Below are 14,697 nucleotides of genomic sequence, written 5' to 3'. Positions count from 1 at the left end.
TCAGCCCCCCGTCGGGCGCACCAGCGTGGCCGCGGTGCGCAGCAGGATGCAGATGTCCTGCCACAGCGACCAGTCGTCGATGTAGGCGTTGTCGAACCGGCAGCGGTCCTCGATCGAGGTGTCGCCGCGCAGCCCGTTGATCTGGGCGAGGCCGGTGATGCCGGTCCGCATCCGGTGGCGGACCGCGTAACCGGGGTAGGTCTGGCTGAACTGGGCGACGAAGAAGGGGCGTTCGGGCCGCGGCCCGACCAGGCTCATGTCGCCCCGGAGCACGTTCCACAGCTGGAGCAGCTCGTCGAGCGAGGTGCGCCGCAGCGTTCGGCAGAACCAGCGCATCTCGATCTCGTTCGCCACGCTCCACCGGGTCGCCGACTCGTGCTCGTCGACCGGGCGGTGGGTACGGAACTTCAGCAGCGTGAACGGCTTTCCGTTCTTGCCGATGCGTTCCTGCCGGAACACCACGCCCGGCCCGTCGCTGATCCGCAGCGCCACCGCGCACGCCAGAAGCAGCGGGCTGACCAGCAGCAACAGCGTTCCCGACACGAGAATGTCGAGCGCCCGCTTGCCCACGCCGCCGCGGCGCACCGGGGACATGTCCAGACGCCGGCAGGAGAACCCGGCCAGCCGCTCCCGCGTCGCGTACGACGGGCAGTCGGCGTCGACCTCCCAGACCACGCAGCCCGACTCGGCCAGCGCCCGCAGCAGCGGCCCCTGTTCGGCGCGTACGGAGGGGTGAACGGCCAGCACGGCCCGCACCCCGTTCTGGATGACCGCACGCTCGACCTCCTCGCCGGTCGTCAGCACGGGCAGGCCCTCGGTGCCGTCCGGCTGCCCGGCGACGACCCCCACCGGCCGCACACCGCATCGCGGGTGGCGCAGCACGGCGGCGGCCACGCGCTGCGCGGTCGCGACCGGGCCGACGACGAGTGCGGTGTGCGGGTGGCGCAGCAGTGCGGCGCGCCGCCGCCCGTGCACGGCTCCGCGCAGCGCACAGCCGACCGCCGCCTGCAGGGCCAGGCCCGTCAGTACGGTGCCGACGGACAATGCGTGTTCCGGCCGGTACGCCGCCCAGAGCGCCGAGAGCGCCAGCCAGGCCACCGCGATGCGGCCGCACACGGCGGGCAGTTCCTCCAGCAGTACCGGCACCGGCGGCCGGCCGTCGCGCGGGCGCAGCAGCAGCGACGCGACGACCAGCAGGGTGACGAGCAGCGGATGACGCTGGGCCTCGGTGAGCGCCAGCGCGCCCGACAGGGCGGCGACGCCGTCCGTGACGAGCAGCGGGACCGGTGAGGCCGTCCGGGCCGGGCGGCGCGGGACGGGGAACCGGAAGCCGGTGGCGGTGCCGCGCGGCGGCAGGACCGAAACTGGTGAGAATCCGTGGTCCCGTGGCGGAAGGCCGGGGGAGGGCACGGTACGTTCGGCGGTCACGAGTGACTGGACTCCCTGTACTTGATGGGCTCGACGCGCTGTGTCGTCTGGTTCACCTCGGCGCCACGGCCCGTGCCGGGCGGCTGACCGTGCTCAGCGCCGTGGGCCTCGGGGGGCTCGACCGCATGGGAGGGGCGCGCGTTTCGGGCGGCGGGCCGGGTGCCGAGCAGGTCGCGGTAGACGTCCGCGAGCGCCTCGGCGGTGTGCCGCACGTCGTGGGTGGTCAGCACATGCCGGCGGCCACGGTCGCCGAGCGACGTGCGCAGCAGCGGGTCGAGCAGCAGCTCGCTGACGGCTCCGGCCAGCGCCGCCGGTTTCTCCGGCGGGACCAGGCACCGGGCGGCGAAGGAGGGCGGCAGGCTCTCGCGGGCGCCGTCGACGTCCGTGACCACCACGGGCCGCGCGCAGGCCATCGCCTCCAGCGGGGCCAGTGCCATGCCCTCCCAGCGGGAGGGCAGGACGACGAGGTCGGCGGCCTGGTACCAGGGGGAGGCGTCGGCGACGGCTCCCACGAACAGCACGGACTCCGGGGCGCGTTCACGCAGCACGTCGCGGTCCGGGCCGTCGCCGACCAGGGCGAGGCGGGCGTCGGGCACCCTGCGTACGACGGCGTCCCACGCCCGGAGCAGCACGTCCTGCCCCTTCTGCGGGCACAGCCGCCCCACGCAGACGGCGAGCGGCGCTGCCGGGTCGATACCGGCGAGCGGCGCGAGCCCGGCCCGCACGGTGCCGGCGTCGGCCGGGTGGAAGCGCTCGGGATCGATGCCGTTGGGGACGACGGTCCACCGGCCGGTGATCCCCGAGCGCACGCCGGTCGCGCGTTCCGCCTCGCTCACACACACCACCTGCGCGGCCCAACGCGCCGCCCATCGCTCCCACTGGAGAGCCAGGGCCGCGGTGCCCCCGCCGACCGCCTCGAACGACCAGGCATGCGGCTGGAAGACGGTCGGAATCCGCCCGCGCACCACGAGCCGCCCGGCGAGCCCGGCCTTCGCGCTGTGCGCGTGCACGAGATCGGGCCGCACCTCGTCGATCAGCCGGGCCAGACGCCGTACCTCCCGCACGAGCGACGGCCCCGGCGACCGCGTCGCGTGCCAGTGCCGTACGTTCGCGCCGAGCGCCCGCAGTTCGGCGGCGAGCGCGCTGTCGGGGCAGGCCACGGCGATGTCGAGGCCGTCCGCCAGCTGTGCCCGGACCAGGTCCGTCACCACGCGGGCGACCCCGCCGTCCACCGGTTGGGTCAGATGCAGGATCCGCGGCCGAGTGTGGGTGGGTGACACATGCATGTGCGCGGCTTCCTCGCTCACGAAGACGCTCGGGGCGGGCGGCAACGGGTTCACTGCTGGGCGTCGACAGCGGCGAAGAGCACACCGGCCCACACCGCGTCCTGCTGTGACCGGAGCCGGAAGGTCAACTGGTCACCGGCGTTCTGCAGGACTCGGCCGAGGTCGAACACATCGGAGTCGTAGCCGAGGGTGTTGGCGTGCGCGGGCACCCGCGACGCAGCGTCTCCGGGCTCGCTGATGGTGGAGTTCAGGACGTCGTCCTGGGGGTTGGCGGGGTCGCTGAGGGCGATGGAGGCGGACCCGTTGGTCACGGTGAGCGAGTCGCCGGCGGCGCCTCGGTCGCCGTTGTACGCCACCAGGCCCGAGCGGCCCCCCGCGCCCGCCGCAAAGCGCAGATCGCGCAGCTGGATCTCTTGTCCCGAGCCGGAGTTCAGCGGCACGAAGCCGTCCCAGACCGCGAGGTGACGCAGCGGCTCCGCCGCGTTCTCGTACGCCACCACCAGCGTCCAGCCGCCCCATGCCCCGGCCGCCGATCTGCCCATGGCCACATTGACCTGCGCCACGGTGTACAGGCCCGGCCCGGAATCCCGCACCAGCCGTGTGACGTCCGCCGAGGCCTGGAAGGCGTCCGTGCCGCCTGCCACCCGGTGTCCTACGACCGTGTCCGCGCGGAGCTCCTGGTACTCCCCGCCGGGTTCGGCGATCAGCACCCGCTCGTTGTCCTCCGGCGGCTTCTGTTCGCCGACGCGCAGGTTGCCGCCCCAGTACAGACGCGCGTACGTCACCCGGGAGCCCTGGGGCAGCCGGACCTCCGCGCGGGAGGAGTTGTAGGTGTTCGGGTCGCGGTCGACGTCGACGTAGAACATGTCGAAGTCGCCGTTCACGCCGGCTCCGCCCTGCTGGACGGTCGGGCACGAGGATGCGGTGTGGCAGGTGATGGAGACGTTCGCCGCGCGGACGATTCCGCCGTGCTGGAGTGCGCTGTAGCGCTGGGCGAACACGATGCTCTCCGCCTCCGGTGCGGCAGAGAGGGAGCCGCCGGCCGCCCATGTCAGGGCAAGGGCGAAGGTGCCTACGGTCGCACAGCGAAGCAGCGGACCCAGGGAATGGCGCATGACCGTCGGTGCCCTTTCGGAACAGGTGGCGGTGGCAACGGCGGAACGAGTGGGGTGTGTCCGCCCTGAGGGTGCGTCAGGCAGTTCGCAACTCTAGTCACCAAACGGACAAAGGCGACGAATATCGATGAAATCTGACAAGTGTGTCGGAACGGTGAAGTTCGGGCGGCCTGGTGCGGTCGGCGGGCATGCCGCCGGATCAGGCGGAGCGCGGCGGCAGGGTGAACGCCGCATCACTAAAAGCCTATGAACGGTTGCAGAACGTCACGGGCGCTCTCAGTGTGGGTTCAAGATCCAACCCCTGTCGAAAGGAACTCCCATGGGTGCTCTGCCCGCACGGCGCATGGCGACCAGTGCACTGTGCGCCGCCCTCCTGGTCGGGATCACCGGCCCCGCCGCCTTGGCCGCCGACTCGACCCGCGAGCACCGCCGTGCGTCGTCGTCCGATGCGCGACTCCGCGCTGCGGACGTGCGTATCGCGCAGGTCAGGGCCTACAACAGGGGCGAACTCGCCCCGGTCGCCGACCTGCTGAAGGCCGTGCTCGAGGCAGACGACGGCCGACTGTCCGCCGTCGAGGCCAGGAAACTGGGAGCGGCCGCGAAGCGCGCCCTGGACAAAGCGGCCGACAGGGCTCCCGCCCCGCGCGACGCCGAGCTGAGAGTGCCCGAGCGGCGCGCCGCTGACCTTGCGGACGACGAGTGGGACGAGCTGGACGAGCTGGTCGAGCTGGACGACGACTTGGACGACCTGCTGGATGACGAGCTGGACGCAGAGCCGGACGAGGAGTTGGATGACCAGCTGGACGACGCCGAGGAGGCCGTCGACGACCTCCTGGAGGCGATCTCGGGCGACCTCGATGACGTGCTCTCGGAGGTCGACGACCTGCTGACCGAGGTCGAAGACCTCATCGACGAGCTGGTCCTGCTGGAGACGGACTCGCCCGCTGTGTCGACGCTGCCCAGCACAGTGCCATCGACGTCGCCGGCCGTCACGCTCCCCGCGATCACGCAGGTGCTGCTGCCGGCCCGGTGAGCGTCGTACGACACGACCTCTCGCCCGTCCCATCGTGGTGCCGGCTTCCAGGGGGCGGCACCACGACTGTTGTCCTCCCGCCCCTGTGCCGGCATTCTTCCGACCGGCTCCCCATCAAGGGTCAGGTCTTTCAGAGATTTCATATGAGGTATCGGCAATCTTCGGCACCTCCGGTTTCCGCCCAGGCCAGGGCTCGTTAGGCACGGCGACAGAATCCCCACCGGCGACCTGCGTTGCCGATGAAAGGAAACCGATGAAGTCTCTGAAGGCCGCCGCCGTCGTTGCCGGGTCCTTGATTGTTGCCGGTTCCGCCACACCCGCGTTCGCCCACAACACCCCGGCCCAGACCACCCCCGGCCTGGCGCCCACCGGCCACAGCGCCCCCGACCTGGCTCCCACCGGTCAGGGTGCTCCGCAGGCTCCGGTCGGTCAGCCGGTTCCGTACCAGGCTCCGGCTGGGCAGGGTGCTCCGCAGGCTCCGGCTGGTCAGCCGGTTCCGTACCAGGCTCCGGCTGGTCAGGGTGCTCCGCAGGCTCCGGCTGGTCAGCCGGTTCCGTACCAGGCTCCGGCTGGTCAGGGTGCTCCGCAGGCCCCCGCTGGTCAGCCCGCTCCGTACCAGGCCCCCGCTGCTCAGGGTGCTCCGCAGGCTCCGGCCGCTCAGAGTGCTCCGCAGGCTCCGGCTGGTCAGGGTGCTCCGCAGGCCCCCGCTGGTCAGCCCGCTCCGTACCAGGCCCCCGCTGCTCAGAGTGCTCCGCAGGCTCCGGCCGCTCAGAGTGCTCCGCAGGCCCCCGCTGCTCAGAGCGCCCCTGACCTGGCGGCCACCGACCTCAGCGGCGGCGTGAAGACCAAGATCCCCCTCGAGGCGAGCGCCACGGGCGACAAGTCGCTGATCCCCACGGTGAAGGAGGCCGCGGCCGCACTGAACGAGGCCAAGCCGCTGCACGGCAATCTGTGGATGTAGGGCTCAGTCCCACCGTACGGAGTCGGCCCTCGGTGGTGTTCGGGGGCCGTTCTTCCGTATGCACGGCCATGGGAAAGGCGCTCCATGTCACCGGAACGGCAGTCGGTGATCACTGTCCTGGCCGCGCTGCGGTGACCGCGCGGGGCGTTCGGCGGTTACCGCTACGGATCAACCGAACCCGACGAGGAGTGAGCCATGGTCGTCAGCGTCGGCGAAGTACCGGTGGGTGCCGAGGACGGAACACCGGACCCGGCGCTGCCCGGCCCGGTGGGCAGGACACGACGGGATCTGGCGCGCGGACTGCGTGCCTGCGCGCTCACCGCCGCCCTGGCCTCGGCGGTCGCCGTCTTCCGGCCCTGGCACCCCGGAGCCGGACCCTGGAACGCCCCGGGCGACGCGGCCTTCGCCCAGACCTACCGCGGTCGCCGCATCCGCGGCGTGTGGATCCCGGCGCGCAGCGCCGCCGAGGGCGGCCGGTGGCACGTCACCGTGGACGGCCGCCCTCTGCATCTGATGCGCCGCGCCGACGGCACCTGGCTGAGCATGGTCGACCACTACTGCTCGTACCGGACACCGCTCGAGGCCGCCCGTGCCACCGTCGACGAACTCGGCCCCGGCCGGCTGCTGCACGCGCCGGCTCCGGGACCGGTGGACGGCGGACACCTGCACACGGGGCACCCGCATGGCGTACGTGCGTAAGGACGCCGGCACGCTCACCAGGGCCGAGAAGCGCCGGTTCGTCAACGCGCTGCTGGAGGTCAAACGGCGGGGAGAGTACGACGAGTTCGTGCGGATGCACATCGCGTACTTCTCCTCCGACGGCGAAAAAGGACTGCGCGCCGCGCACATGGCGCCCTCCTTCCTGCCCTGGCACCGCCGCTTCCTGCTCGATCTGGAGGAGGCGCTGCGCCGGGTGGACTCGTCGGTGACGGTGCCGTACTGGGACTGGACGCGCGACCGCACGACCACCTCCGCACCCTGGACGGCGGACCTCCTCGGCGGCAACGGGCGCCGCTCCGACCACCAGGTGATGACCGGTCCGTTCGCCTACCGGGAGGGCAACTGGACCCTCAAGGAGGGCGTGACCGACGCCCCGTTCCTCACCCGGGACTTCGGCCGCCCCCGCGCCCCGATCGACCTGCCCACGAAGAAGGATCTGGAGTGGGCGCTGAAGGACCCCGCCTACGACGTGTCGCCCTGGGACTCGACGGTCACGCGAGGTTTCCGCAACAAGCTGGAGGGCTGGGGCACCGGCCGGGGCAACACCTCCTGGCGCAACCACAACCGCGTGCACCGCTGGGTCGGCGGGACCATGCTCGGCGCCGCCTCCGTCAACGACCCCGTCTTCTGGCTGCTCCACGCCTTCGTCGACCTGCAGTGGTACCGCTGGCAACACCGGCACCGCGGAGCCCGCTACCTTCCCGCGACACCGCCGGGCCCACACGACAAGCAGCACGGCAGGGTCGTGGCCCGGCACGAGTCACTGCCGCCATGGGACATGACGCCGGAAGAGCTGGAGGACGTCGGCCAGCTCTACCGGTACTCGTGAGCTGACGCGGGTTCAGCGGAATCATGAGAAGAGCCGTGGTGCTCGGGGGTGTTGGGACTTTCGTCCGGCTCAGGAAGGCGCCGGCGGTCTTCTCCCCCGCCCACCGCAGCCGCCTGGCAGGGCTGGCTGCCCCCGGACCAGCGCTGCAGCGGCTGGTAGGTGAGGTCGACCGGAGTCGCCCGTCGCGGCGAAGGTGATCCTCCGGCGTCGGCCGACGCGGGCCCGGTCGGCTCGTGGGACGTGCGCGTGGTCGCCCGCGGTGGCTCGGGTCTCGGCCAGGTGCGGTGGCGGCAGTGTCGCCCCGCGCACGAGGAAACGTGTTGGCCCCGGCGTGCACCACAGCGCCGGGGCCCCGACAGCCGACAGCCTCAAGGCGTGCGGGACGCGGTTCAGGATGGCGGCACACCAAGACACACATTTAGCAGAAAATATGCACACTTCGGGCGTTTCTCGTGGCTGAAGCCAGAAAGATCACTTACGGTGAATCTGTCAGTGACCAGACCGTAACGGACTGTGTCGGCACGAGAAACGGAGAGGTAATGCGCAAGTACCAGAAGGTCGCAGTCGTTGTGGCCATGCTCGGCAGCGTCAGCTTCCTGGGCGCTGGCGTCGGCCACGCTGATGACCACGGGGACGGCAAGTTCAAGCTCGACAACAAGCAGCACCAGGAGTGCTCGGCGGACGAATACAACTTCACGGGCACCGAGACGGGCAGCGTCTTCGCCCCGACCAACCCCGCCACCGGTACCCAGATCATCGACCAGAGCGAGCGCACGTCGGTGAACTGCGCTCAGATCTTCTCGCTCGGCAGGTGATCACCGATCAGGTGATCTAGGCATGCCCGGGGGTCGGACCGGGTGTTCGCGCCCCGGGGCATGCCGTCTGGTTTCCTCGCCGGTCCGCGTGTGGGGACGTTCCGTCCGTGGCGTCGTCGTCCGCGGTAAGAAGTCCTGAGTCTTGGTTGGTGCACAGTGTTGTTCAGGGGCTGTCCGAACGGCGGTGGCCGGATGTGACTACCGGATTCGACCCCCGATGTGGGCGCGAAAGTGCCAAATTTGTGCCGCTTTTCAAGAAATCTGCACACTTGGGCGTTTCGTGCGCCAAAACCAGCAAACGTCGCCTAGAGTCAGCGACTGTCAGTGACCAGACCGTAACGGGCTGTGTCGACACGAGGAACGGAGAGGTAATGCGCAAGTACCAGAAGGCCGCAGTCGTCGTGGCCATGCTCGGCAGCATCAGCTTCCTGGGCGCTGGCGCCGGCCACGCTGCGAACGGGGATCCGAAGGTCAAGCTTGACAACAAGCAGAGCCAGGAGTGCTCGGCGGACGAAGTCAACTTCACGGGCAGCCAGACGGGTTACGTCTACGCCCCCGTCAACGGCGCCGGCTTCCAGCTCGTCGACGACAGCGAGCGCACGTCGGTGAACTGCGCTCAGATCTTCACCATCGGCAGGTAATCACCGATCAGGTGATCTAGGCAGGCCCCGGGATTGGAACCAAGTGTCCGAGCCCCGGGGCCTGCCGTTTTTTGATGTCCTTGCCGGTCCATGCATGGGGAGATCCTGCGTCGGCGGGTCGTCGTCCGTGGTGAGAGGTCATCATGCCGTGGTCGGCGCGGCCCCGGCCGGCCCGTAGACCGCGTGCGGCCGTCCGCAGTGGGGTCCGGGCGCTCTGCGGGGTATTCGGGGAAGCGTGGCGATGTACTCCACCGTGTGTTCGAAGGCGGGATCTTCTGTCGTGGCCAGTGACGGCCACGGTCCTCTGTGCGTGATGAGGGTGCCCGCCCGTTGCGGTCGGCGGTTGTTCGCACGGCGGCGGGGACGTGACTTCCCGGATTCGGTCACCTGATGCGTACGCGGCAGCGGAACGATGTGCATTTTTCAAGATATGTGCGTGATGCGAGCGTTTCTCATGGAAAAGGCCAGAGAGATTACCTAAGTTGAAGCCTGTCGGTGACCAGGCCGTAACGGACTGTGTCGACACGAGGAACGGAGAGGTAATGCGCAAGTACCAGAAGGCCGCAGTCGTCGTGGCCGTGCTCGGCAGCGTCAGCTTCCTGAGCGCTGGCGTCGGCCACGCCAACGAGGACGGGAAGGTCAAGCTCGACAACAAGCAGAGCCAGGGGTGCTCGGCGGACGAATCCAACTTCACGGGCGTCGAGACGGCCAGCGGCTACGCTCCGGTCAACGGTGCCGGCTTCCAGCTCGTCGATCAGAGCGAGCGTACGTCGGTGAACTGCGCTCAGATCTTCACCATCGGCAGGTGATCACCGGTCAGGTGATCTAGGCAGGTCCCGGGGCTTGAGCCAGGCGTCCGAGCCCCGGGACCTGCCATTGCCGGGTCATGCAGAGGGAGACTCCGCCGTCCGGTCACGGGTGGCGGCCCTGTCGGCGAGTCAACGCCGACCTGTCCGACGCAGAGTCAGGCCGCCTGTGTCAGTGGATGCTGCGTCCGGCGATATATGCGTATAAATGCCAGATTATGGCTTTTCGGGAAACTTACCTACTTGGGGCGTTTCGCCCATCAAAAATAACGAACATCCCCTACAGTCGGCGACTGTCGGTGGCCAGCCCGTTACGAGCTGTGTCAACTCGAGAACGGAGAAGTAATGCGCAAGTACCAGAAGGCAGCAGTCGCCGCGGCCATGCTCGGCAGCGTCAGCTTGCTGGGCGCTGGCGTCGGCCATGCTGTCGGCGAGGACCCGAAGGCCACGGCCGACAACCCGCAGCAGAACCAGAAGTGCTCTGCGGACGAGAGGAATTGGACGCTTATCAACATCGGGGACGTCAATCTCTCAATCAACGCCCTCGGCTTCCAGGCCGTCGACCAGAGCGAGCGCACGTCGGTGAAGTGCACTCAGGCCCGCCCTGCCGGCAGGTAATCACTTATCAGGATGCAGGCAGCCCTTGAGGCTCGACCAGGTGTCCGAGCCCGGAGCTTGCCGTCCGGCTTCGTTGCCGGTCCAAGTGTCCGGAACGACTCCGCAGTCCAGTCACGGAGACCGACTGTAAAGGAAAAGGCAGATGCTCAATTCGAAGAAGATCGCAGCGGCAGTGGGTGTCCTGGGGAGCTTTGCTCTGATCGGTGCCGGTGCCGTCCAGGCTTTCGCCGATGGTTCCGGCGCGTGCGTCGACGACGGCAACGGCTCCAAGCGCTGCTCACAGGTGAGGGAGTACCAGGTCACCACCGACCAGCACGGAAACATCACCGTCGTCAACGATTCGACGCAGGACTGTCCGGCTTCGGGTGGTCAGATCAACTGCGTCAGCGACTTCTCCGTCCCTGGCAAGAACTCCTGACGTCCGACCGAGACGGCCGAGGGGTCCACTTGTCGTCGGCGCCTGTCGCGTGAGTCCACCCGTGCGTCAGAGGATGGCCGGGACCCACTATCGGGTCCCGGCCATCCCGTATGTCCGCGTCCACCCATCTGTCGACGACCTGGGGCGATTTTCCAGCCGACGGTGGCCAGGGGTCGGCCTCCTTGGCCGGCGACGACGCCCACCACGAAGTCATGGGTGAGGCCGAGAGTCCACCCCCGGCGGGAGGGCGAGGCATGGTGCCCCGGGATGGCGCCGACAGCATCTGTACGGTCCTACACCGGCCGTGAGCTGGTACTTTCCGTTCACGTGGACGACCGCGGGGCAACTGCCAGAGCAGGACGGGCACGGGCCAGTGGACCGCGGCCCGGGCGATCGAGCAGGCAGTGGCAGTCGGCGAGGCGCAGACCGTCGTCACCTTCTGACCTGGCTGGATGGAAACATCTCCTGAACCAACTCTTGCACCATCTCTCGCATCAACTCATGCGCCATCTCTTACGCGAGCCTTTCGGTCGGCCTCACGTCTGTGCAGGTCACCGCCTGTCATGGCGTGGTCGGGGGCCTGACAATCCCCCTATGCGCTTCTCGCAGCCTCCCCGAAGCAAGGAAAAGAGAGAGTTGAGGGGCGGGCTGGGCAACGGTCGGCGCGGCTGAGGATCGGGCGGCTGGAGGTGGTGTCGCGCGTCGGCGGGGCCTCCGCGCTCCGTGCCGGTGGCACACCAGGGCAGGGGCACGCTGCTGAGCAATCTAAGGAAAGGCGCTTGGCCTATCTTCTGGTGAATCTGACGGAGACTATTCGCCGTGAGCATGGCACCGCCCCACCCCGGAGCTGGGGCGGCTCTGAGGCCGAGGCCCGTCGTCTGGACGGGACGGCGCACCTCGCGCGTTGCGCCTACCGCGGCCCCGCTTGCGGAGGGGGCCGCCGCTGGGACATCGGCGGCCGTATCCGAGCAGCCCGCCTCCGCGCCAACCTGACGCAGGAGCGGCTCGCCGACCATGGCCGGCCTGGACCGCCAGGCCGTCAATCGCATCGAGCAGGCCACTCATCGCCCAAGGGCGACAGCCTGATCCGCATCGCCGACCCGAGGCGCGTCGACCTTGCCCCGGCGGCGTCGGGGGGCGTCGGCCAGGGCCGCGGGGGATCCGCTACCGGCGCAGTCGGCGGCGCTGCCGGGAGCGGGGGTCAGTGGCGTGTCGATGCCGGGGCGGTCTGCCTCGGTGGCCGCTGGCACAGCTTCTTGTGCAGGTAGATGGTCGAACTGGCCCCGCTGGTACCCGGGTTGTCGACTTCGATGTACAACTCGCCCGGTGGGATCGGCTGGTCGCAGCGTTCGCAGAACATCAGCGTCCCCTCCGCAGCGTCAGGCGGAGCAGGGCGCGCCCGGTGGGGCACGGGTTGCCGTCGTCGTGGTGGCGGCACGGCTCGTACTTGGGGGCGTGCTCGAAGAGGGCGAGGAGGGCTTTCTCGCCAACGCAGCGGGGGCAGCCGCGGGGGAACCAGTCGTAGTGCCCGTCGAGCCGCTTCTTACGCCGCGGGCCGAGGTCGACAGCGATCCCCGTCGTGAAGGGGACGCCGTCCCAGACGCAGGCGCTGCCGCGTACCTGCTGTTCGGAAAGCTTGTCGAGAGACGGCAGCACCAGTAGTGCCAGTGCCTGGGCCGACACCTCTTGGGCGGTGCCGCTCACCGCACGGCCTCCAGTCCTCGCGGCGCCGGCATCTGATGTACGAAGCCGAGGGACTCCGCCAGCTGCGTGAAGAGCCGCTGAGCCTCCGCGCGGGACATGACCAGGTCGGCTGTACCGCGCAAATCGTCGACCGCGTACAGCGCGAGCGGCACGCGGACCTCTCCGGTGGCGCCGACGGTGGTGAGCGGCTCGTGTCGGCGGGTGGAGGCGTGCAATCGTGCTGGGAGGAGTGTCATGGCGGGCCCGTTCGGTAGGTGACTGAGCGCGGAGCGTCACCGTAGGGCCGTGGGCAAGAGAGAAGGGGGACAGATTGTCCCCCTGTCCCAGACTGTCCCCCTGGTCAGCCGGTTACGACGCCTACCTTCTCGGCGAGCTGGCCGGCCTCCGTGCGCGTGGGGCGTTGCGCCACAGGTCCGCGGCGACATACCGGGCGGACGGGGTGTACGAGACGGTCTCGGTGCTGATCCGGTGCGCCATCTGCATGATGTGTAGGGCGGCCGTGCGGTCGCCGCGCTGCAGGTGCCCGCGAGCAACTTCCACCCACAGGCGGGCGCGACGCTCCACGGAGGGCATGGTGTCGGGGTCGATGTCGTCGGCCAGGCCCAGAGCCTTCGCCGACTTGCACAGGTCGGTCGCGACGGAGATGGCGGAGAAGTCCACGTTCGCCCGCCCGAAGACCGTGCTCGGGTGTACGTAGCTACTGACGACCCGTCGTCGTTTCCGGTGATGGCGGACAGGTCGTGGACCTGGAGTGCGGCGGCCAGGCGCAGCAGCAGGTCATGGCTGCGTAGCTACTTGCCGCTGAAAAAGGGTTCAGGCTGGTGGCGGGGCTGATGCGGGGAAGCGGTGGCATGTCGTCGGCCTGCCGGTGGTCTCCGTTCACCGGCTGAGGACGGTCATCCGGTGGAGGTTGTAGGCGAGGATCCCGAGTCCGGCCCAGGTCTGGGCGCCGGACAGTCGGCGAAGGCGGGTGCGGCGGAAGCCGAAGCTGCGCTTGAGGTGGCTGATACGGGCTTCGATACCGACTCTCCAGTTGCGCATCCGTCGGAACGGGCGGCTGCGTTCGTACTCCCGGCGAGCCTTTCCCGGGGTTCCGTTGCGCTGGAGACCGATCCGCCGGACCCCGAGCTCGGCGAGCGTCCGGTCGTTGGCTGCGGTGCCAAGTCCGCGGTCGGCGACCACGGTTGTCGGCGCCCGGCCGACCAGCGCCGTCACCCGCTTGACCGAAGGCACCAGCTGCGGGGCATCAGCTGGGTTGCCGCGGTGGACCTGGTGGTCGGCAACGAAGCCGTTTTCTGCCTCGGCCACCAGCGCGGTGTAGCCGAACTGGGTGGGGTGCTGGGGCTTGCCCTTGCGGATCGGCCGGGCGTCCGGGTCGGCCAACGACACCAGCCGGTCGGGGATCTTGCGGGTCCCCGCCAGTCGTAACGCGGTCTGTTCCAGCAGGCGCTGGGTGCCCTCCACCGTCTCGGCCGGCTCACCGACCAGGCGTGCCAGCCGCCCCGACGGCCGCCCGCGCAGGGCGCGCCGCGCATTGTGCTCCACCGTGGCCACATCTCGCAGTGTCGCTGCGGCGATGGCGGCGACCTCGCCGGTGAGCCGATCGATCTCGCCCAGCGCCTGGCCGGTGCGCCGCCGCAGTGTGCGGGAGATCTGCTTCAGGCGGCGGCCTGCTGACCGGCTGCGATCACGGAAGCGGGTGCGCCTGGCGGCGCCGGCGGCCTTGATCCGGCGCACCAGCCGGCCCAGCCTGCGCACTCCGTGCTCCAGCAGGCCGGCGTCCGTGGGGTGGTCGATGTCGGCTTCGATGACGGTGGTGTCGATGCGCAGCCTGCGGCACCGCAGCAGCTTGTCCTCCACGAGCTTGCCCAGCAGCGCGGCGTTGAGCTGCTCGATGGCCGGGGGGCCGCTGCGGCGTACGAGTTTGACCAGCGTCGTCGGGTGCGGCACCGGGGAGGTCAGCGGGATCCGGCAGAACCGCCGCCAGCTCAACGAGTCCGCTACCTCACGGCACAGCGTCTCGTAGCCGAGCTGGTAGCGGTGCTTGAGATACAGCAGACGCAAGAGCGTTTCGACCGGAACCGACGGCCGCCCCAGCCGTTCGGCGGACACCGCCCGCCACGGTGCGACGAACCGCTCGTCATCCAAGTAGGCATCTATCCCGGCCAGTTCAGCGGGCAGCTGCCGCGCCTGCTCCGGCAGCACCTCCCACCACGTGTCCTGTGGCACGGACACACGCAACATCGCCACCACCCCCGGCCGGCCACGACCCAACACCACTGTGGCGGCCACGGACAACGCGCACCAGCTCTCCGCGCAGGTC

Annotated in this window: 16 protein-coding genes; 9 read left to right on the top strand and 7 right to left on the bottom strand. The window is 69.7% G+C overall.

Going from position 1 to position 14,697, the window contains the following annotated elements; translation table 11 throughout:
• The 3 genes from ACFV7R_RS07690 to ACFV7R_RS07680 are packed head-to-tail and all read right to left on the bottom strand — an operon-like array spanning window position 1 to window position 3,829.
• On the bottom strand, window positions 1-1,428 hold the full coding sequence (locus ACFV7R_RS07690; protein WP_385261065.1) for an exopolysaccharide biosynthesis polyprenyl glycosylphosphotransferase: 1,428 nt from the start codon (window positions 1,426-1,428) through the stop codon (window positions 1-3).
• Window positions 1,425-2,714 carry a glycosyltransferase gene (locus tag ACFV7R_RS07685; RefSeq protein ID WP_385261063.1) on the bottom strand — a complete coding sequence of 430 codons (1,290 nt, stop codon included), beginning with the start codon at window positions 2,712-2,714 and terminating at the stop codon, window positions 1,425-1,427. Before ACFV7R_RS07685 ends, ACFV7R_RS07690 begins: the two co-directional genes overlap by 4 nt.
• 50 nt (window positions 2,715-2,764) lie before the next feature.
• The gene (locus tag ACFV7R_RS07680) at window positions 2,765-3,829 is read right to left on the bottom strand and encodes a DUF3344 domain-containing protein (RefSeq protein ID WP_385261062.1); all 1,065 of its coding nucleotides are present in this window, start codon (window positions 3,827-3,829) and stop codon (window positions 2,765-2,767) included.
• 319 nt (window positions 3,830-4,148) lie between these two features.
• Here ACFV7R_RS07680 and ACFV7R_RS07675 point away from each other — a divergent pair, with 319 nt between their 5' ends.
• The 9 genes from ACFV7R_RS07675 to ACFV7R_RS07635 all read left to right on the top strand — a co-directional run bounded on the left by ACFV7R_RS07675 (window position 4,149) and on the right by ACFV7R_RS07635 (window position 10,670).
• A complete protein-coding gene (locus ACFV7R_RS07675) occupies window positions 4,149-4,862 on the top strand; it encodes a hypothetical protein (RefSeq protein WP_385261060.1) in 714 nt (237 codons plus the stop codon).
• Between the two features lie 838 nt (window positions 4,863-5,700).
• A complete protein-coding gene (locus ACFV7R_RS07670) occupies window positions 5,701-5,823 on the top strand; it encodes a hypothetical protein (protein ID WP_385261057.1) in 123 nt (40 codons plus the stop codon).
• 195 nt (window positions 5,824-6,018) lie between these two features.
• A complete protein-coding gene (locus ACFV7R_RS07665) occupies window positions 6,019-6,522 on the top strand; it encodes a tyrosinase family oxidase copper chaperone (RefSeq protein ID WP_385261055.1) in 504 nt (167 codons plus the stop codon).
• Window positions 6,506-7,372, top strand: a complete 867-nt coding sequence (locus tag ACFV7R_RS07660) for a tyrosinase family protein (protein ID WP_385261053.1) — start codon at window positions 6,506-6,508, stop codon at window positions 7,370-7,372. Before ACFV7R_RS07665 ends, ACFV7R_RS07660 begins: the two co-directional genes overlap by 17 nt.
• 539 nt (window positions 7,373-7,911) lie before the next feature.
• A complete protein-coding gene (locus ACFV7R_RS07655; protein WP_385261050.1) occupies window positions 7,912-8,187 on the top strand; it encodes a hypothetical protein in 276 nt (91 codons plus the stop codon).
• 371 nt (window positions 8,188-8,558) lie between these two features.
• Window positions 8,559-8,828: a hypothetical protein gene (locus tag ACFV7R_RS07650; RefSeq protein ID WP_385261048.1), complete on the top strand. Its 270-nt coding sequence runs from the start codon at window positions 8,559-8,561 to the stop codon at window positions 8,826-8,828.
• 542 nt (window positions 8,829-9,370) lie between these two features.
• The gene (locus tag ACFV7R_RS07645; RefSeq protein ID WP_385261046.1) at window positions 9,371-9,637 is read left to right on the top strand and encodes a hypothetical protein; all 267 of its coding nucleotides are present in this window, start codon (window positions 9,371-9,373) and stop codon (window positions 9,635-9,637) included.
• Between the two features lie 342 nt (window positions 9,638-9,979).
• On the top strand, window positions 9,980-10,252 hold the full coding sequence (locus ACFV7R_RS07640; protein WP_385261043.1) for a hypothetical protein: 273 nt from the start codon (window positions 9,980-9,982) through the stop codon (window positions 10,250-10,252).
• A gap of 142 nt (window positions 10,253-10,394) precedes the next feature.
• Window positions 10,395-10,670, top strand: a complete 276-nt coding sequence (locus tag ACFV7R_RS07635; RefSeq protein WP_385261040.1) for a hypothetical protein — start codon at window positions 10,395-10,397, stop codon at window positions 10,668-10,670.
• A gap of 1,359 nt (window positions 10,671-12,029) precedes the next feature.
• Here the strand turns inward: ACFV7R_RS07635 and ACFV7R_RS07630 are convergent.
• From ACFV7R_RS07630 to ACFV7R_RS07615, 4 genes are all read right to left on the bottom strand, one after another.
• Window positions 12,030-12,374 carry a hypothetical protein gene (locus tag ACFV7R_RS07630; RefSeq protein ID WP_385261038.1) on the bottom strand — a complete coding sequence of 115 codons (345 nt, stop codon included), beginning with the start codon at window positions 12,372-12,374 and terminating at the stop codon, window positions 12,030-12,032.
• Window positions 12,371-12,610, bottom strand: a complete 240-nt coding sequence (locus tag ACFV7R_RS07625) for a hypothetical protein (protein ID WP_385261035.1) — start codon at window positions 12,608-12,610, stop codon at window positions 12,371-12,373. Before ACFV7R_RS07625 ends, ACFV7R_RS07630 begins: the two co-directional genes overlap by 4 nt.
• 121 nt (window positions 12,611-12,731) lie before the next feature.
• Window positions 12,732-13,034: a hypothetical protein gene (locus ACFV7R_RS07620; protein ID WP_385261033.1), complete on the bottom strand. Its 303-nt coding sequence runs from the start codon at window positions 13,032-13,034 to the stop codon at window positions 12,732-12,734.
• 219 nt (window positions 13,035-13,253) lie between these two features.
• On the bottom strand, window positions 13,254-14,618 hold the full coding sequence (locus ACFV7R_RS07615) for an ISNCY family transposase (protein WP_385261030.1): 1,365 nt from the start codon (window positions 14,616-14,618) through the stop codon (window positions 13,254-13,256).
• Between the last annotated feature and the right edge of the window lie 79 nt (window positions 14,619-14,697).

The organism is Streptomyces sp. NPDC059866 (assembly GCF_042731325.1).
GTDB lineage: Bacteria > Actinomycetota > Actinomycetes > Streptomycetales > Streptomycetaceae > Streptomyces > Streptomyces flavusporus.
This window is presented reverse-complemented; position numbering and strand designations above follow the sequence as displayed.